The sequence below is a fragment of the Kribbella endophytica genome (assembly GCF_054781295.1).
This window is the reverse complement of sequence record NZ_BAAGUR010000001.1, coordinates 223,373-239,642: the sequence shown is the minus strand read 5'-3', so window position 1 is coordinate 239,642 and position 16,270 is coordinate 223,373. Positions and strand designations below refer to the sequence as shown.

Here is a 16,270-nt window from a genome sequence, read left to right as displayed (position 1 = left end):
TGCGGCTCCGCTTACTCGCTCAGGTGGGGTGCGTTCGGGTGGTAATGACGTTGGCGCTCGACCGGGGCGTCGTCGAAGTTGCCGGCGCCGTTGACGACCTCACCGACGCCTAGCTGCACACCCTGCGCCTTGCCGAAGCCCTTGAGGACCGCGCCTCGGTGATCGGGATCCGGGTGGGTGTAATCGGTGCCTCCGGCCAGCACGACGTCCTGCGCGGTGATCTGCCCGAGGATCTGACAGCCGTCCCCGAGCTCGGCAGGGGCGACCACCAGCGCGCCGCTGCTCAACCTCGCACCGTTCCCGATCGTCACCTCATCGCCGGCAGCAACGATCCGGGCGCCGCCCTCACCGATCCTCGCATCATTGCCAATAGCAACAGATCCGCCGGGCCCGACGGAGACGAAGGTCCCCGGCAGCAACGTGTTCCGATCACCCAGCACGCACACGCCGTCCTCGGCGCACTCGATCACGACCCCGGGATACAGAACGTTTTCCTTGCCCAGGACAACACGGGCGCCGACCAGCACCGAGTACGGGTCGAGCACCACGGTCCCGCTCTCGGCCAGTTCGAGGATCTCGGCGACCGTCCGGAGTCCGCGGTCACGCCGCTGCTGGTCAGTGATCACCCACGAGACCCTAGTCCGGGACGACGAGCGTGGAGAGCATCCGGCGCCTGCGATCCGCGGCGTCGGGCTTCCCGGCGTACCGGCTGAGCAGTTCGCCGTACGCCGTGAGGAACTCGGTGAACTCCTCGTCCGACAGGTTCAGCGCGGTCTGCCGGAAGCTGACGCCGTCGCCCATCGGGTCGATCTCGGGGCGGGCGAGGTACTGGTCGAGGTGCCCGCCGATGCCCGCGACGAACACGGTGAACATCGTGCGCAGCTTGTCGTGGTCGACCCCGTCGTTGTCGGAATCGCCGGCCTGCGCGTTCAGCGTGTAGGTCCGCTCGATCGCACCGCGCACCTGGTGCTCGTCGGAAACCATCAGCACGCCGGCCTTCACCAGTACGCCGACTTGCCGGTACAGCGTCGTCGTCGCGACGTCGGGCAGCAGCTCGGCCAGCTCGCGAGTGGTCAGCGACCGGCCGATCAGCAACTGCGTGATCCGCCACCGCAACGGGTGGTGCAGCAGGTCGACAAGAGAGGTCATCTGGTCTTTCGATTCCAATCTTGGTAATATTCCCAGTAATGGAAATAGTCTAGGAGCGGAGGACCTGACATGGCGACAGTACGTGCGAACGACACCACGGTGACCGTAGGCCTGAGTTGGTGGGAGCGGTTCTTCGCCGCCGGCCGCCCACGGCTGGCGATCCCGGTCGACGCGATCGCGACGGTCGGCGTCGTCAACCAGCCGACCCGCTGGACCGCGACCCCCGGCGGCCGCTCCGGCCTCGTCGTCACCGGCGTCCTCAAGGTCGGCCGGTGGGGCCTCGGCACCGGCGTACGCCACTTCGTCAGCGTCCGCCGCAACCGCCCGGCCGTCCGCCTCACCCTCACCCCGGAAGGTGCCGACCTGACCGGCTACGACGTCGTACTGGTCAGCACTCCCAACGCCGAGGCCCTGGCCGCTGAGCTGGTCCCCACTAACCTCGTGGAATGACTCTCGACCCGACCGCTGCCTTGGCGGTCGCTGACGAGCTACGCGAGGTGTACCTGTCCGCCTTCGGCGCGCCCGGGTACGACGAGCCCGCCGAGAAGGCCGACCAGTTCGCCGCCGAGCAACTGCCGACCCACGCCACCCGGCCGGGCTTCAAGCTCGTCGTCACCCGGTCGGCGGGTGTGGTCACCGGGTTCGCGTACGGGTTCACCGGCGACCGCGGCCAGTGGTGGCCCGACCGCATCGCCGAGGTCGCGCCCGAGATCGCCGACGAGTGGGTCGGCGGGCACTTCGAGTTCGTCGAACTGGCCGTCGCCGCGTCAGCCCAGCGCCAGGGCCTGGGCGCCGAGCTCCACGACGCGCTGATGGCGGACCTGCCGCATCGAAAGGCCCTCCTCAGCACGTACGCCGACGACCGCCCCGCCCCGAGGCTCTACCGCCGCAAGGGCTGGCAGGTCCTCCTCCCCAACCTCACCCCGGACGCCGCGCTGTACGGCAAAGACCTGACGCGATGAACCGCGACGACGCAGCGCGGCCATCCACCTCGGGCAGCAACTACGACGATCTGGTCGGCGAGGATCGTCCAGTCGTACCGCCGTACCGCGGTCAGGCCGCGGGCCAATTCCCCCGTGTTCGCCGTATGGACCTGCTCGGCTGGGTCACCGAGCAGCTTCGGCGGGACCAGCGGGTTCGCGGGCTGTGGATCACCGGCAGTACGGCGCGCGGCACGGCCGACGCGTTCAGCGACCTGGATCTCGTGGCGGTCGTCAACGACGGCGGGTCGCCCGCGGGCGCGTTCCTCGACGCCTGGCTCACCGCCGTTCGGCAGGCGATGCCGTTGGTCTACCACCAGGTCCTCGACTTCGGCCCGACGCTCGTGGTCAACCACATCGTCGGCGACGACTGGCTCCGCTTCGACCTGCTCGTCGGTCCACCCGACGTACTGCGCGGCCGCTCACGCCGTACAGCGAAGCTCGTCTTCGACCACGACGGGCTCGACGACACCCTGCCCACCGAGGGCGCGGTGACCAGCCCGTCGGCCGATGTCGTCGCGAAGGTCGTGCCCGAGTTCCTCCGGGTCGCCGCGTTGCTGCCGGTCGCGCTGGGACGGGAGGACTACGTCGTCGCCGCGTCGGGGTCGACGCTGATGCGCACGATGCTGATCCAGCTGATGGTCGAGTCGGTCGAGGTGGAAGACCGCGGCGGCGCCCTGCACCTGTCGACGCTGCTCGACCCCGAGCACTACCGCACGTTAGAGGCCCTGCCCCCGATCGCCGCGACGCGCGAGTCCGCGATCGACTTCCAACGGTCCTGCCTCGACGCCTTCGTCCCGTTGGCGCAGGACCTCTGCCGGCGTACGGAGGTCCCCTGGCCCGACGAGTTCGCAACCGCCGTACGGCGTCGCCTGGCGTCGGTCTTTGCGGGCGGAGCGGGCAGCGCGGGCAGCGCGGGTTAAGCCTGCGCGGGCTGTTCACCGGCTGCGGCGAGGCGGGCTTGGTAGGACTCGTACTGCTCGACGACCCGGCGCCAGAGCTGGTCCCGGTCGGCCTTGTCGAGGTGGTGGAGGGGAAGGTGGAACACGTCCGCCAGCAGCTCGTAGTACTCGGCAGGTGTTTCCATCAGCGTGGTGTCGATGCGATCGGCGGAGGTCTCAGCGAGCTCGATGGAGCGAAGGGCGAGCACGCTCTCGGGCCGGCGCAGGAAGGCCGACGCCACGCGGAGGAACGGTGAGCCGGGCGCGGTCGACAGGTAGGCGTGCTGCTCGGCGAAGTCGCCGATGACGGCAGGAGCGGCCTCGAAATCCATCCCCGCAATCACACTCCGCGCGTCGTGCTCGAGCCGCCAGCCATCGGTGATCGACGACGGGCCGAGGTCGAAGGTGTACGGCGCCTGCCGACTCGTCCCCACCTCAAGCGGCATAGGCTCCAAGAACCCGTCCCCGAGCCCAGCATCAACCAACCAGACGCGCTCCGGGTCCTCAGGCAGGCCGTCGACAGTCAGCACCAGATGCGTGCTGTCGACCCGCGGCTCCGGCATCGTCCGCGTCTGCACCCCACCGCGATGCATGGTCACCCGATACCCGAGCTCCTCGAGCAACCAGGCCAGCGCACCGTTCATCTGAAAGCAGTAACCACCCGCTTCCCGCGCGATCATCCGCTCGACCACAGCCCGCTGATCCAGCGGCCCACCCCGCCCGAGCTGGTACTGAACCGACTCGTACGGCACCGACACCACAAACGCCCGCTGCAGCGCGAACAACCCCTCCACGCTAGGCCCCGCCGGAGCCCCCTCCAACCCAATCCGCCGCAGGAACTCCAAGCTCGTCATGAGCCGAGCGTACGACCGAACGCAGCCCAACGGCCGGGCCTTTACGCGCCAACCCCGGGGACCGTGAACACCAAACGGGCACCTTGAACACCTCATAGGTTGTCCGAGCTCCCCGCTTGGTGTTCACGGTCCCGGCGCGTTGCATGCTGGGACAGCGGGTGCCTTCAAGTGGTTGACCTGGCAGGGTAGGGGCATGACTTCGGAGCGGATCTATGTGGGCAGCTACACCAGCCAGGACGGTGGCGGGACCGGGATCGGGTTCGGGACCGTCGAGGAGCTGGTAGTCGCGGTCGAGACGGCGGACCCGTCGTTCCTGACCAGGTCGGCCGACGGGCGGTTCCTGTACGCGACCAACGAGCAGGACACCGGTCGCGTCAGCGCGTTCGCGGTCGGCGGCGACGGTTCGCTGGAGTTCCTGAACGACCAGCCGACCGAGGGCGCGCACCCGTGCCACCTCACGATCGACCCCTCCGGCAACTACCTGCTGAGCGCCAACTACAGCTCCGGCAACGTCGCGATCCACCCGATCGCCGCCGACGGTTCACTCGGTACGGCGACGCAGATCCTGCAGCGCGAGGGCACAGGCCCGAACGCCGAGCGCCAGGAGGGCCCGCACGCCCACCAGGTCGCGTTCGACCCGGCCGGCGCGTACGCGTTCGACGTCGACCTCGGCTCGGACACCGTCTACGTCAACATCCTGACCGCGGACGGCCGCCTCGAAGACGTCAGCCAGCTCAAGGTCCACCCGGGCGCGGGACCGCGGCACCTCGTGTTCCACCCGGCCGGCGGCGCGGCGTACGTGATCAACGAGCTCGACTCGACGCTCACCGTCGCCAGCTACGCTGACGGCAAGCTCGCTGTCACGCAGACCGTGTCGACCCGGCCGGACGGCGCCGCGGGCGAGAACTTCCCGGCCGAACTGCTGATCAGCCCGGACGGCCGCTACCTGTACGGCTCGAACCGCGGCGACAACACGATCGCCGTCTTCGCGACCGAAGCCGACGGTCTCGGCGTCGAGCTGATCCAGACCATCAGCTCCGGCGGCGACTGGCCCCGACACCTTGCCTTCAGCAACGATTTCACCCGCCTGTACGCCGCGAACGAGCGCTCCGACGCCGTCGCGGTGTTCGAGATCGACCAGTCCAGCGGCGCCCTCACCGCAACGGGGACGCCGCTGTCCTGGCCGAAACCGGTCTGCATCCTGCCCGTCTGACCCGTACGCCGGGCCGCCGCCACCGGCGGCCCGGCCGTCGGCGGCCGTCGGCGACCCGCACGGCGGCCTACCGCCCGCCGGCCGACCGCGGTCCGCCTACCGTCGGCCGTCTGCCGCCGCAAGGAGGACGCCGTGACCGACTGGACAGCCCTGACCCGAGCGCCCGGCCGTAGCCGGAGCCGCTCGATCAACGCCGAGAACCCGACCGGAGCGCCCGGCCGGGCGGCGATGACGGCGTCGGCACTCGGCCCCTCCCGCAAAGGCCGGCCGGCGATCTCGCTGGAGCCAGGCGAGACCGCGACGCTCGCCGACATCGACGGCCCCGGCACCATCCGCCACATCTGGATGACCGTCCCTGACAAGACCGCAGCCGGCCCTTGGGTCCTGCGTGACCTCGTCCTTCGCATCTTCTGGGACGACGACGAGGCGCCCGCTGTCGAGGTCCCGCTCGGCGACTTCTTCTGCAACGGCTTCGGCCAGCGCGCGCTCGTGACCTCGGTCCCGATCGTCGTCGCCCCGACCGGCGGCATGAACTGCTACTTCCCGATGCCCTTCCGGCAGCACGCCCGCATCGAGCTCACCAACGAACACCCCGGCCAGGTCGACGGCATCTACTACCAACTCGACTACACCGTCGACGACGAGCTGCCCGAGGACACGGCGACGTTTCACGCCCAGTGGCGCCGCAGCAACGCCTCGACCGCTCTCGCCGAGGACCACGTGATCCTCGACGGGATCGTTGGCAGCGGCAACTACGTCGGCACGTACATCGGCCTCACCGCGCTGGAGCGGTACTGGTGGGGTGAGGGCGAGGTGAAGTTCTACCTCGACGACGACACTGACTACCCGTCGCAGTGCAGCACCGGGCTCGAGGACTACGCCGGCGGCGCATGGGCCTTCCAGGACGCGCTGCGCGTGGATCCGCCGCCGGTCGCGCTGACGTTCAGTGCGCCGTACTGCGGCTATCCGTTCTACTCGGCGACGGACACGACCGGGGCCTCGCCCTTCCTGACCAGCACGCTGCAGTCGCACGGGATGTACCGCTGGCACCTGCCCGATCCGATCATCTTCCGCGATCGCCTCAAGGTCACGCTGCAGCAGATCGGCGCCTGGGACCACGGGCACTTCGAACGCAGCGACGACATCTCGACGGTCGCCTACTGGTACCAGGCGACCGGCGAAAACTCTGTGGTTTCCCTCCCGCCCCGCGCCCACCGCCGTCCCCGCTGAGGAGCCTCCATGCCGTACGACGAACCGAACCGCGGTCAGGTCCACTTCAGTCCCCGCGCCGGCTGGATGAACGACCCGAACGGCTTGCTGCACTACCGCGGTACGTACCACTTCTACTTCCAGCACGCGCCCGACAGCCTGGTCTGGGACACGATGCACTGGGGGCACGCGACGAGTCCCGACCTCGTGCACTGGACCCAGCAGGCGAACGCGCTCGAGCCGGCGACTCATCCCGGCGACCTGTGGTCCGGCGGGGGAGTGGTTGACCTGGGCAACACCTCGGGGCTCAAGGACGGCGACGAGGACCCGATCCTGGTCTTCTCCGGGACCCAGGGCGTGCGGATGTTCTACAGCCTCGACGGCGGTTACACCTTCACGCCGTACGACGACGGCCGCGTGATCGCGCAGCCGAGCGGGCGCGAGAGCCGCGACCCGAAGGTGGTCTGGCATGCACCGACGGCGACCTGGGCGATGGTCGTCTGGTCCGATGCTGAGGGCAACGGTGTCGACGTGTTCGTCTCGCCCGATCTGCTTGTGTGGGAGAGGACCGGCCGGTACGTCGCCGACTGGTTCTTCGAGTGCCCGGACTTCACCCCGATGGAGCTGGACGGCGAGACCATGTGGGTGCTGCGCGACGCGCGCGGTTCGTACGTCGTCGGGGAGTTCGACGGCCGCACCTTCAGTACGCCCTGGACCGAGGCGCAGACGATCACCCGCAACCCGGGTCCCGCGGCCGGTGACTATTACGCGGCGCAGTCGTTCGAGAACCTGCCCGACGGCCGTGTCGTCACGATGGGCTGGCAGGGGCGCAACAAGGGTTCGGTCTGGACCGGTAACGCGAGCTTCCCGGTGCAGCAACGCCTCGTGCAGACCCCGGAGGGTCCGCGCCTGCTCAGTGAGCCCGTCGAGGAACTCAGCTCCTTGCGCGAGTCAACAGTTGCCTGGGGCCCGACATTGTTTGCTCCAGGCAACACATTGCTCGGGTCGGGCCGGACCTTCGAACTGGAGGCGACCTTCGATCTCGCCGCCTCCCAGGCCCGGACGTTCACTCTCCGTCTCCGCGGCCACGACCTCGTCTACGACGTCCAAGCAGGACAGCTCGACGGCTACGACGTACCGGTCGCCCCCGATGGAACCCTCACCCTGCGGCTCCTCGTCGACCGGGGTCAGCTCGCGATCTTCTCCGGCCTCTCCTACATCTGCCTGAACGTCGACTTCGACAGCGAAGCCGCCGGCGACGAGATCGAACTCGTCACCGACGGCCCGCTGCAGGTGCAGACACTGGCTCTGCACCAACTCGAGTCGAGCTGGGTCAGACCGTGACGAGCTTCTCGAAGAAGAACTCGTGCTTGAGGAACGACACGTCGTACTCGTGACCGTGCTGCGGCGGCAGCAGCTGCGCGGCCTGGAACAGGCGCCAGCCGTCCTTCAGCGCGTCGAGGCCCGTCGCGTACGGCGGGACGTCGCTGTCGCCGGTCGTCGGCGAGGTCGCGCCGGTGCCGTCGTACGTCGACCAGCCGACCGTGCGCGCGTCGAGCGCGGACGAGGCCAGGTAGAGCACCAGGACCTGCTGGCGCACCGTCGTACCGGCTGCGGTGGTGTCAGGGGCAGTCGTCGTCATCAGGCATCCTTCTTCGCGGCGTGCGGGTTCATGCTGCGCTGGGAGATCACGCGCTGCGGGCGGTTCGAGACGCGGGTGACCCAGTAGTCCGGGTCGAAGGTGTCGTCGCCGGTCAGCGCCTGCCAGAGCTTGACCCGGTTGTAGATCTCCAGCCGGCCGGTCGCGTTCTCGTACCAGGGGAACGTCTGCTTGAGCTCGGCCGCGACCTGCTCGTCGTACAGGTCCTCGAGATCCCACAGCCGGACCTGGCGAACGGTCGGGTTGAAGCGGATCTTGAACATGTAGCGGTCGATCGCGCTGTCGTTCTTGCGGCCGCCGTGCCAGATGCCGTGGTGCAGGAAGACGACGGTGCCGGCCGGGCAGGTCAGCCGGGTCTGGCCGGCCAGGTTCTGGTAGCGGCCGGTGTCGGACTCGTTGGTCCGGCGCAGGTGGCTGCCGGGCACACTGAGTGTGCCGCCCATCTCGAGCGTCACTTCCTGCGGGTAGTACATCAGCTGCACGTCGAAGGCGTCCTCGCGGACGTCGATGATCGCGTCACCGTGGAGGTTCTGCGCCTCGCCCTCGTTGGCCTTGCGGATGTGCACGGCGTGGTGGTCGACGGTCGGCTCCGGGCCGACCAGGCTGTGGATCGCGCCGGCGATCTCGGGCAGCTGCACCAGCCGCTCCACGAACTCGCTGCTCGTGAAGGCCTCCGAGAGCGGAGTGCCGTACGGGACGCCGGGGACGCCGGCCTGGAGTACGTCGAGGGCCTGCTGGTTCATCTCGTCCGGGACGACGGCGTCCATCCGGAACGCGCCGGTGGCGACGAAATGAGCCATTTGAACCGAGGTGAGCAGGTTCTTGCGATGCGGGTGGGGCATGTCTCTCCCTCTCGGGGCGACTGGTCCTTGGTGGTTCCTACTCGTCCAGGTTAAGAAGGTTTCTCCTGTTTTCGCGTCGGCCTGAATCACCACTGGTGGTAATTTCTCACCATGCTTCGGTTAGCCTTGGCTCAACCGCCGGAGGTCGTCAACGTCGGCGCGGGCGTGCACGGCGTCCACCGGCGCCGCGACGTGTTCCGGCTCCCGGACCTGTGGCAGCTGCACCTCTACAGCTACTCGGCCGACCTGACGCTGGACGGTACGACGTACGCAGTGGCGCCCGGTTTCGTCAGCCTGACGCCGGCCGGGGCAGAGGTGCAGTTCGACTACCGCGGGCGCTCGGAGCACCTGTACGTGCACTTCCGTCCGCGGTCCGGCGGCGAGCCGTCGTACGTGCCTGAAGTCCAGGACGCGGGCGCCGCCGCGCCGGTGCTCGCCGACCTGCTGCGCTCGGCGCTGGAGGCGTCGCCGACCGGCTCCGCGCGCGTGGTCGCGGAGGTGTGGACCGCGCTCTGGCGCATCGCTGAGCTGTCCGCCGGTGCGGACTCCGAGCGCGGCACCCATCCGGCGGTCGCGACGGCGATCGCCTACATCGAAGCCAATCTCGCTCGACCTCTGACGGTCCCCGAGCTAGCGCGCGCGGCCGGGGTCTCGCACAACCACCTCACCCGGCTCTTCCACGCCGAAACCGGTACGACGGTGATCGCGTACCTGCGCCGCCGCCGGCTGACCCGCGCCCGGCACCTCCTGGTTGCATCGACCCTGTCGATCCCGGCCGTCGCCGCCTCGGTCGGCATCCCCGACCTGCAGGCCTTCAACAAGGCCTGCCACCGCGAGCTCGGCGGCTCACCGCGGGCGGTCCGAAATGCAGTGGTCGCCGGCGGCGGTACGTCCTAGCCTCGGCGTCATGCTGATTCCGGTCGCCGACGCCCCTGAGTTCGACGAGGAGGCTTCGACCGTCTTCGCCGAAGGCTGGCCGGAGTTCATCTTCCACGACGCCTTGGCCAAGCAGTACAACGACCGCCGGTCCCGGTTCTTCCCGCAGTGGGAGTTCTACTTCGTCTCTCCCCACCGTCGTCTGATCGCAGGCTGCTGGGGCGTCCCTCTCGCCTGGGACGGATACGTCCCCGACCTCCCCGGCGGCTACACCGACGCCCTGGCCCGCAGCGTCACGTCGTACGAGCAAGGCATCGAACCCAACACCTTCGTCCTGATGGCCGCCGCGGTCCGAGCCGACCAGCAAGGCCAAGGCACAGCCGCCGCGCTCATCACCGCCGTCCGCGACCGAGCCGTCGCCGCCGGCCTCACCCAGGTGATCGCGCCCCTCCGCCCCACCCTCAAAACCCGCTACCCCCTTACCGACATCGCGACGTACCTCACCTGGACCCGCGACGACGGTCTCCCGCTGGACCCGTGGCTCCGCACCCACGTCCGCCTCGGCGCGACGATCCTCGCCCCGGCCCCCGCCTCCCAAACCATCACCGGCACAGTCGCCGACTGGGAGAAGTGGACCGGCATGGCCCTCCCCTCAGACGGCAACTACACCATCCCCGCCGGCCTCTCCACCCTCACCATCACCAACGGCGTCGGCACCTACACCGAACCCAACATCTGGGTCCGTCACGCGTAGCAGCAGTCCGTCACGGCCTAGTACGCCGCGGAGGATGCTCAAGGAGCCCTCGCGGTCGGGGCCGGTGATGACTTGCTCGGCCCAGAGGGCGATGTCTTCCTGGGCTCTGGCGTGGCGGTAGTGGTGGAGATTGCGCTGGTGCACGGCGACCTCGCCGTACCCGGTGAAGAACGCGTCGAGCTGCTGGGTCGCGGTCGGGCCGAGGGTGCCCATGCCGCCGAGGAGGAACATCAGATCCTGCTCGCGGGGCGCCAGTACGGCGTCGTCCCAGTCGATCAGGTGGACGCCGTCCGCGCCGACGATCACGTTGCCGAGGTGCGGGTCGGCGTGGCAGATCACCGCTGCGCCGTGCGGCTCGTCGACCGGCTCCAGCAGCCCGAGGATTGCGTCCCGGTGCTGCCTCCAGAGCGCGCCCAGGTCAGCCTCGACATCGTCGGCCGGCGGCTGCTGGGTCAGCCGCGCATCCAGCTCCCGCAGCAGCCCCGGCATCCGAGCGTTCACCGGATTCAACCGCGGCAGCACTCGCCGCAGCTCATCCGACGGCTCGGTCGCGTGCACGCGCTTTAGCAGTACGCCGTACGCCGTCCACTCCGCGTCGCTGAGCCCGCTTCCGGACGCCTGCCGCCCGTCGACCCACGGCATCACCGTCAACCGCCGCCCGTCGCGCACACTCCACAACCCACCCGCCCGAGTCCGCACCGGTCCGGCAACGCCAGGGACTCCCGCAGCCGCCAGCTCCGCCGTCACCAGCGGCCCGGCATCGGTCCCGCCGCCAGACCACTTGACGGCGTACGAGCGAAGGCCGCCACGGCAACCATCCACCCCGGCCCCGACCGCGGCTGAGCCTGCCTCGACCCTCCACACAGCGGCCGCCAGGTCCGCACCCCCATGCACGCGAGTGAGTTCGGCCACATCGAGTCCGTGGTCCTCGAGCAGCCAGTGCTGCAGCGCCGGTGTGTTCACGGCGCTCAGGATGCCCGGCCAAGGGCGGTTCGGCGAGCGAATTGGCCGGGCGTCTCCCGCGGCGGTCAGCGGTAGTTGACGAACTGCACCGCGAAGTCGAGCTCCTGGCCCTTGATCAGCGACTGGACCGTCTGCAGGTCGTCGCGGCTCTTGCTGGAGACCCGTAGCTCGTCGCCCTGGATCTGCGCCTTGACGCCCTTCGGGCCCTCGTCGCGGATCAGCTTGGACAGCTTCTTCGCGTTCTCCTGGGTGATCCCCGCGCTGATCGTGGCGTTGATCTTGTAGATCTTGCCGCTCAGCTTCGGGTCCTCGGCCTCCAGACCCTTGAGCGAGATCTGCCGCTTGACCAGCTTGTCCTTGAGCACGTCGAGGACGGCGTTGCAGCGCTCCTCGGTGTTGGCCTGCAGGTCGATCGCCTCGCCGGACAGCTTGATCCCCGCGTCGACGTTCTTGAAGTCGAACCGCTGGCTGATCTCCTTCGCCGCCTGGTTCACGGCGTTGTCCACCTCCTGCTGGTCGACCTTGTTCACGATGTCGAAGGAGGACTCCGAAGCCATGGGCACTTCCCTTCCGAGTTGCTGTCTTTACGATTTGCTGTCAGGGGCACTGTCTGTTGTATCGTCTCTCACGCCGGTTCACGAACCGGCATCACCCTGGCAGGTTGCCCGAGCGGCCAAAGGGAGCAGACTGTAAATCTGTCGGCTTATGCCTACGCAGGTTCGAACCCTGCACCTGCCACAGGGCTGAAAAGAGCCCCTGACCTGCGGAAACGCAGGCCAGGGGCTCTTTCGCTGTGTCCGGCCGTCACCGGCCGTCATTGGGGATCTACGGCCGTCCGTCCCGAATGCGTCCCAAACTCTCAGGCGGCCACCGCGGGCAGCGTCGCGAGGGCTGCCTCGATCCGCCGGCGCGCAGCTTCCTCCTGACCGTCGATGCATCCGGCGTAAACGTCCAGCAGGACCTTCACGCTGTGTCCGGCCCATTGCGCCACCAGCGTCGCGGGAACGCCGGCGTTCAGTTGCAGGCTCACGCCGGCGTGACGAAGGTCGTACGGCCTGCGAGCTAGTGGTGAGAGGAACTGTTGTTCGGTCAGCGCCTTCTTGCGAGCCTTCGCCCAGGTGCGCGAGAGCGTGTTCGGATGCACTGGGTTGCAGTACGCCTTCGGAGGGACGCGTCCGAAGCGACCGACGCGGGTCACGAACAAGCGACCACCCGGGCCGGACCCATGGACTTCGAGGTGTCGCCTCAGCAGGGCAACCAGCTCGGGGCAGATAGGCACGCGCCGCGTGCTGTTCTCGGCTCGGTGCTTCAGCGGCCGTTCTTCCCGGACCTCTCCGGTGTCGCTCCAGGTCTGACCGGTCTGTTGTGTCGAACCGTCGAGCAACATTTCGCCCCAGCCTTCCTCGGGCAGGCTCAAGAGGTGTGATTCTGCGAGGTGGCGAACTTCTGCTGGACGCATCGCCGCGAGGTACATGCAGCCGTAGTACGCCTCCAGTGACGGGTAAATCTCCCGGACTGCCGCCAGCAGGGAACGGACTTGTTCCGGATTCGCCAGCACGCGGGGATCGACCTTTTCGTCGTGCTGTGGTGCCTTCCAACTGACCGTGTCGAATGGATGCGTCTGGAGCAGCTTCAGTTCTACGGCGTACCGCAACGCGCCGTGCAGAGTGGCCCGGCGTCGGGTGATTGTGCTCGGTGCCGCCGCCTTGCCGTTCTGGCGAATGGCCAGTTTGTCGAGGACGTTCCGCACAATCTCGGCGTCCTCGAACTTCGACAGTTCCAGCGTGCCGGTCATCAACCAGTCAATCGTGCTCGCGATGGCAGCGGGCGGCTTGGCATGATCGAGCGACTGGCCGTCGCGTGCGGCTTTGCTGAAGGCCCAACCGTGGAGAGCCTTGCGGATCTGCGCATCGGAGGGGCGATTCCGTTGGTCAGTGAGCAAGGCGAAGGTTGCCTGCGTCAGGGTCTCGGAGATTCCGCGTCGGTGGCCAGGGGAAACGTGCGGCCACTTGACGTCCACGTACTGGCAGGCGTGCTGGAACCACGTCCGGCTGTACAGCTTCCTCGCCATCGGTGCGGGCAGCCCGCTCTTCTTGTCGAACGGGACGCCTTCCCGGGCTGCCGCGAGCAGTGAGGCTTCGAACGATTCGGCGAGCTTCTTGTGAGTGAAGCTCTCTCCGAATCGCTCGCCGGCGACGACCCAGCGAGGGCGGTAGGTGGTCTTGGTCTTTCCCTTGTAGACCTCCATCTTGTGAAAGCGCACGTCGTAGGTGAGGTCCATCTTGTGGCCGCTGTTCACGCTGCCTCCTGCAAAGAATCGAGCCAGTTGTCGAGGTCGGTACGACGGACTCGCAGCTCACCGTTAGGAAGCTTGAAGCAGCGGGGAGCCTTCTTGGCGGCCCGCCAGTCGTAGAAAGTCGAGCGGGCTACGCCCAGCTCGGAACACACGTCGGCGATCGTCAGGTGTGCCCGCTGTATCGGGGTTGCCGTCGTCACGCAGGTGGCTCCTTCGGAGTTGAGATGTGGCCTGACAGAACTGACAAAACTGACAAAACCGGTGCCTGGTCAGGGGGTGGTGTGGATGGCGGGGTGGACTTCGTAGGTCGTGCTGGGGCGGCCTCCTTTGCTGGTGGTCTGGGTCAGTCGGGGGCGGATGTGGCCGTGTTCGGTGAGCAGGGTGAGTGCGGGGTCGAGGTCTTTGGCGGTGGCGAATCGGTTGCCTTGGAGGCCGCGTAGGGCGTCGCGGCGGGTGAAGGTGTCGAGGTCGCGTTTGCGGATCCAGTCCAGGACGGTGCGGGCGTCGTCGAGGTCGGGGTCGGAGTGGCCCATGAGGTCGTAGACGGCGAGGGCGTGGTCGAGGTAGTAGCGGCCGACGGCTTCGGCGGCGCGCATGGTTTCGTCGGTGATGGGCTGGGCGTAGCCGTGGTGGAAGGTGTGCGCGACGTGCAGGAGTGCGGCGAGGCGGACGGTCGCGCCGGCGAGCTTGGAGGCCCAGTCGGTGATGGGCGCGAGCTGCCCGGTGCGCGGGTCGAGTCGGGGCTCCAGCCAGTCCTGGAACTCGAGCAGGACCCGTCGGGCGTCAGGCGTCAGCTCCAGCTGGCGCGGGCCGTCGTCGGGGTTGCTGTACTGGTCACCAGCGAGCACCAGGACGAGCGTCCGCAGCGCGTCGGCGTAGGTGGTCTCCACGGCTTCGGAGACCGGTTCGGCCTGGTTGTTGCGCGAGCCGACGGTGTTGGCCGGGAGGCTGTACAGGATGCGTGCCAGGACGCCCCGGTCGCGGAATCCGGGCATCGCCGCGAGGCCGGCCAAGGTGCCGGGTTGGGTGGTGACTCCGAGGGTCAGTGCGGGGCGCTCGATGGTCTCGGCCGGGCGGCCCTTGCGGTCCACCTGGAGCTTGTCGCCGGCGTGGCCCTTGAGGAACACCCCGAGGTTGGGCGCGGCGGAATAGCGGGTGCCGGTGAGGGTGGCGAACACGTCGCCCTCGGCCGACAGGACCGCCATCCGGCCGCCGTGGGCGGCGAGCAGCGAGATGCAGGATTCCGGTGTGACGTCGTCGGTCATCAGCCGGGGCAGCTCCGGTACGACGATGCCGGTGGCTTCCTTCGCGGCGGCGGTGGCGTCGGCCAGTGCCTCGGTCGGGTTGGCCTGTGCGGTCTCGGCCTTCTTGGCGAGCTGTTCGGCGCGTGCCCACGCGACCCGCGACGCCAGCTCGGCCTCGACCCGCTGCTCTGCAACCAGCTCGCGCAGGGCGTCTTCGGCGGACGACAGCGGAGAGGTCATTGCCCGGAACACAGGCGACTTGCGCGAGCCGGGCGGCAGCGCGGTCACCGTGTACAGGTTGACCTGCTCGGTCCACGATCTGTCGACCTTGACCAGGACCCGGCCGCCGGCGGCGGTGGACAAGCACGCCAGCGCTACCGACGCGGCCAGGTCCATCGGGGTCTGGGTCGCCTCGGCCACCGCGGTCACCTGGTCGGCCAGCCAGCCGGGGAACACCTCGACCGGGAATGGGCGCAGCAACCGGTCGGTGCGCAGGGGCACCGGCGCACCGTCCCAGACCAGTCCGCCGGCCTCGGCCACCGACGCCATCTGATCGTGATGCCTAGGTGTGTGCTGAGTTTTTCCGGGTCGGTGGAGCTGTACCGGTGCCGCCGGTTCGGGGGTCCAGGGGTCGTCTTCGGGCGGCTCGGTGATCGGGGGCAGCCAGTCGGGGAGTTCAGCGGCGCTCATGCGGCTTGGCCCTCCTGTGCGGCGTTCTGCGGGGCGTTGGTGGTCGGGTGGGGCTGGTAGTCGCCGGGACGTGGTTTGCGGGCTTCCGCGACCCGTTGCGCCTCGGTCATCGACAGCCGTCGCCCGAGCTCGCGCATCGACGGGTCGAGCAGGCTGCGGACCATCCGCCGGGCCAACGCGGCGTGCTCGCCGGCGTGGTCGCTTCGCCACTGCTCCCACGCGGTCTGCTCGGCCGCGCGGTGGGCGTCCAGCTCGGCCGCGAGCTGCGAGGGCAGGTCGTCGCGCGCGGTGGCCCAGCACTCGGCCGCGACGATTGCGGCGGCGAGCTTGCGAGGGTCGGTGTCGTCCAACCGCGCCCACGCAGGACTGCCGTAGCGGGGCCGGTCGTTGATGTGGGCAACCATCGTCTTCGCCCATGACGTGCGCTCGTGGGTGAGGGCCGGTTCGGTGGGGGTGAAGCGTGGGGGCAACATCGGTCGGACTCCTTCGCTCGCGTCGCGTACTGGCTTGGTGCTGGGTGCCGGGAGGGCCTGACACAACTGACAGAACTGACACAACTGGGGGTTCTGTCGGTTCTGTCAGGAGGTGCGCGGCCCTCC

19 protein-coding genes and 1 tRNA gene are annotated in these 16,270 nt (G+C 68.7%); 9 read left to right on the top strand and 11 right to left on the bottom strand.

The features are described from left to right. Positions 1–11 precede the first annotated feature (11 nt). On the bottom strand, positions 12–626 hold the full coding sequence (locus ACYVIO_RS01270; RefSeq protein WP_460648758.1) for a hypothetical protein: 615 nt from the start codon (positions 624–626) through the stop codon (positions 12–14). Between the two features lie 10 nt (positions 627–636). Next, positions 637–1,149 (bottom strand): helix-turn-helix domain-containing protein, encoded by a 513-nt coding sequence (locus ACYVIO_RS01265; protein ID WP_460648757.1) that lies wholly within the window; start codon positions 1,147–1,149, stop codon positions 637–639. 69 nt (positions 1,150–1,218) lie between these two features. Between ACYVIO_RS01265 and ACYVIO_RS01260 the strand changes: the two genes are divergently transcribed. From ACYVIO_RS01260 to ACYVIO_RS01250, 3 genes are read left to right on the top strand one after another with little or no spacing between them, the layout of a single operon-like run. Continuing rightward, entirely contained in the window at positions 1,219–1,599 is a 381-nt protein-coding gene (locus ACYVIO_RS01260) for a hypothetical protein (RefSeq protein WP_460648756.1), read from the top strand. Continuing rightward, a complete protein-coding gene (locus ACYVIO_RS01255; RefSeq protein ID WP_460648755.1) occupies positions 1,596–2,111 on the top strand; it encodes a GNAT family N-acetyltransferase in 516 nt (171 codons plus the stop codon). The genes ACYVIO_RS01260 and ACYVIO_RS01255 overlap by 4 nt, the downstream gene beginning before the upstream one ends. Then, a complete protein-coding gene (locus ACYVIO_RS01250; protein WP_460648754.1) occupies positions 2,108–3,052 on the top strand; it encodes an aminoglycoside 6-adenylyltransferase in 945 nt (314 codons plus the stop codon). The genes ACYVIO_RS01255 and ACYVIO_RS01250 overlap by 4 nt, the downstream gene beginning before the upstream one ends. On the opposite strand, the gene ACYVIO_RS01245 is transcribed toward ACYVIO_RS01250, so the two are convergent. Next, positions 3,049–3,924: an arylamine N-acetyltransferase family protein gene (locus ACYVIO_RS01245; RefSeq protein WP_460648753.1), complete on the bottom strand. Its 876-nt coding sequence runs from the start codon at positions 3,922–3,924 to the stop codon at positions 3,049–3,051. The two genes, ACYVIO_RS01250 and ACYVIO_RS01245, sit on opposite strands and share 4 nt — an antisense overlap. Before the next feature lie 193 nt (positions 3,925–4,117). Here ACYVIO_RS01245 and ACYVIO_RS01240 point away from each other — a divergent pair, with 193 nt between their 5' ends. The 3 genes from ACYVIO_RS01240 to ACYVIO_RS01230 all read left to right on the top strand — a co-directional run bounded on the left by ACYVIO_RS01240 (position 4,118) and on the right by ACYVIO_RS01230 (position 7,690). Continuing rightward, positions 4,118–5,137, top strand: coding sequence for a lactonase family protein (locus ACYVIO_RS01240; RefSeq protein ID WP_460648752.1), 1,020 nt, complete (start codon positions 4,118–4,120; stop codon positions 5,135–5,137). Between the two features lie 132 nt (positions 5,138–5,269). Further along, positions 5,270–6,367: a glycoside hydrolase family 172 protein gene (locus tag ACYVIO_RS01235; RefSeq protein ID WP_460648751.1), complete on the top strand. Its 1,098-nt coding sequence runs from the start codon at positions 5,270–5,272 to the stop codon at positions 6,365–6,367. Between the two features lie 9 nt (positions 6,368–6,376). Continuing rightward, positions 6,377–7,690, top strand: coding sequence for a hypothetical protein (locus ACYVIO_RS01230; protein ID WP_460648750.1), 1,314 nt, complete (start codon positions 6,377–6,379; stop codon positions 7,688–7,690). On the opposite strand, the gene ACYVIO_RS01225 is transcribed toward ACYVIO_RS01230, so the two are convergent. Both ACYVIO_RS01225 and ACYVIO_RS01220 read right to left on the bottom strand, forming a co-directional pair. Further along, on the bottom strand, positions 7,680–7,988 hold the full coding sequence (locus ACYVIO_RS01225) for a hypothetical protein (protein WP_460648749.1): 309 nt from the start codon (positions 7,986–7,988) through the stop codon (positions 7,680–7,682). The genes ACYVIO_RS01230 and ACYVIO_RS01225 overlap by 11 nt on opposite strands. Beyond that, on the bottom strand, positions 7,988–8,848 hold the full coding sequence (locus tag ACYVIO_RS01220; protein WP_460648748.1) for a phytanoyl-CoA dioxygenase family protein: 861 nt from the start codon (positions 8,846–8,848) through the stop codon (positions 7,988–7,990). The genes ACYVIO_RS01225 and ACYVIO_RS01220 overlap by 1 nt, the downstream gene beginning before the upstream one ends. Before the next feature lie 111 nt (positions 8,849–8,959). Here ACYVIO_RS01220 and ACYVIO_RS01215 point away from each other — a divergent pair, with 111 nt between their 5' ends. After that, positions 8,960–9,745 carry a helix-turn-helix domain-containing protein gene (locus ACYVIO_RS01215; RefSeq protein ID WP_460648747.1) on the top strand — a complete coding sequence of 262 codons (786 nt, stop codon included), beginning with the start codon at positions 8,960–8,962 and terminating at the stop codon, positions 9,743–9,745. A 10-nt stretch (positions 9,746–9,755) separates the two neighbouring features. Continuing rightward, a complete protein-coding gene (locus tag ACYVIO_RS01210) occupies positions 9,756–10,478 on the top strand; it encodes a hypothetical protein (protein WP_460648746.1) in 723 nt (240 codons plus the stop codon). On the opposite strand, the gene ACYVIO_RS01205 is transcribed toward ACYVIO_RS01210, so the two are convergent. Both ACYVIO_RS01205 and ACYVIO_RS01200 read right to left on the bottom strand, forming a co-directional pair. After that, entirely contained in the window at positions 10,377–11,441 is a 1,065-nt protein-coding gene (locus ACYVIO_RS01205; RefSeq protein ID WP_460648745.1) for a phosphotransferase enzyme family protein, read from the bottom strand. The genes ACYVIO_RS01210 and ACYVIO_RS01205 overlap by 102 nt on opposite strands. A 65-nt stretch (positions 11,442–11,506) precedes the next feature. Then, the gene (locus tag ACYVIO_RS01200) at positions 11,507–11,998 is read right to left on the bottom strand and encodes a YajQ family cyclic di-GMP-binding protein (protein WP_460648744.1); all 492 of its coding nucleotides are present in this window, start codon (positions 11,996–11,998) and stop codon (positions 11,507–11,509) included. A gap of 98 nt (positions 11,999–12,096) precedes the next feature. Between ACYVIO_RS01200 and ACYVIO_RS01195 the strand changes: the two genes are divergently transcribed. Then, positions 12,097–12,179: transfer RNA gene (locus ACYVIO_RS01195), tRNA-Tyr, on the top strand. Positions 12,180–12,300: 121 nt separating this feature from the next. Here ACYVIO_RS01195 and ACYVIO_RS01190 read toward each other — a convergent pair. From ACYVIO_RS01190 to ACYVIO_RS01175, 4 genes are all read right to left on the bottom strand, one after another. Continuing rightward, entirely contained in the window at positions 12,301–13,740 is a 1,440-nt protein-coding gene (locus tag ACYVIO_RS01190) for a tyrosine-type recombinase/integrase (RefSeq protein WP_460648743.1), read from the bottom strand. Further along, entirely contained in the window at positions 13,737–13,937 is a 201-nt protein-coding gene (locus ACYVIO_RS01185; protein ID WP_460648742.1) for a helix-turn-helix transcriptional regulator, read from the bottom strand. The genes ACYVIO_RS01190 and ACYVIO_RS01185 overlap by 4 nt, the downstream gene beginning before the upstream one ends. A gap of 69 nt (positions 13,938–14,006) precedes the next feature. Beyond that, the gene (locus ACYVIO_RS01180; RefSeq protein ID WP_460648741.1) at positions 14,007–15,530 is read right to left on the bottom strand and encodes a YfjI family protein; all 1,524 of its coding nucleotides are present in this window, start codon (positions 15,528–15,530) and stop codon (positions 14,007–14,009) included. Between the two features lie 137 nt (positions 15,531–15,667). Further along, entirely contained in the window at positions 15,668–16,144 is a 477-nt protein-coding gene (locus ACYVIO_RS01175; protein WP_460648740.1) for a DUF2742 domain-containing protein, read from the bottom strand. Between the last annotated feature and the right edge of the window lie 126 nt (positions 16,145–16,270).

Bases quoted from the DNA above. Each gene is read 5' to 3' on its own strand.
- ACYVIO_RS01220 (WP_460648748.1), bottom strand. From the start codon at position 8,848: ATGCCCCACCCGCATCGCAAGAACCTGCTCACCTCGGTTCAAATGGCT.
- ACYVIO_RS01245 (WP_460648753.1), bottom strand. From the start codon at position 3,924: ATGACGAGCTTGGAGTTCCTGCGGCGGATTGGGTTGGAGGGGGCTCCG.
- ACYVIO_RS01175 (WP_460648740.1), bottom strand. From the start codon at position 16,144: ATGTTGCCCCCACGCTTCACCCCCACCGAACCGGCCCTCACCCACGAG.
- ACYVIO_RS01230 (WP_460648750.1), top strand. From the start codon at position 6,377: ATGCCGTACGACGAACCGAACCGCGGTCAGGTCCACTTCAGTCCCCGC.
- ACYVIO_RS01255 (WP_460648755.1), top strand. From the start codon at position 1,596: ATGACTCTCGACCCGACCGCTGCCTTGGCGGTCGCTGACGAGCTACGC.
- ACYVIO_RS01210 (WP_460648746.1), top strand. From the start codon at position 9,756: ATGCTGATTCCGGTCGCCGACGCCCCTGAGTTCGACGAGGAGGCTTCG.
- ACYVIO_RS01180 (WP_460648741.1), bottom strand. From the start codon at position 15,530: ATGGCGTCGGTGGCCGAGGCCGGCGGACTGGTCTGGGACGGTGCGCCG.
- ACYVIO_RS01260 (WP_460648756.1), top strand. From the start codon at position 1,219: ATGGCGACAGTACGTGCGAACGACACCACGGTGACCGTAGGCCTGAGT.
- ACYVIO_RS01225 (WP_460648749.1), bottom strand. From the start codon at position 7,988: ATGACGACGACTGCCCCTGACACCACCGCAGCCGGTACGACGGTGCGC.
- ACYVIO_RS01200 (WP_460648744.1), bottom strand. From the start codon at position 11,998: ATGGCTTCGGAGTCCTCCTTCGACATCGTGAACAAGGTCGACCAGCAG.
- ACYVIO_RS01265 (WP_460648757.1), bottom strand. From the start codon at position 1,149: ATGACCTCTCTTGTCGACCTGCTGCACCACCCGTTGCGGTGGCGGATC.
- ACYVIO_RS01215 (WP_460648747.1), top strand. From the start codon at position 8,960: ATGCTTCGGTTAGCCTTGGCTCAACCGCCGGAGGTCGTCAACGTCGGC.
- ACYVIO_RS01240 (WP_460648752.1), top strand. From the start codon at position 4,118: ATGACTTCGGAGCGGATCTATGTGGGCAGCTACACCAGCCAGGACGGT.
- ACYVIO_RS01250 (WP_460648754.1), top strand. From the start codon at position 2,108: ATGAACCGCGACGACGCAGCGCGGCCATCCACCTCGGGCAGCAACTAC.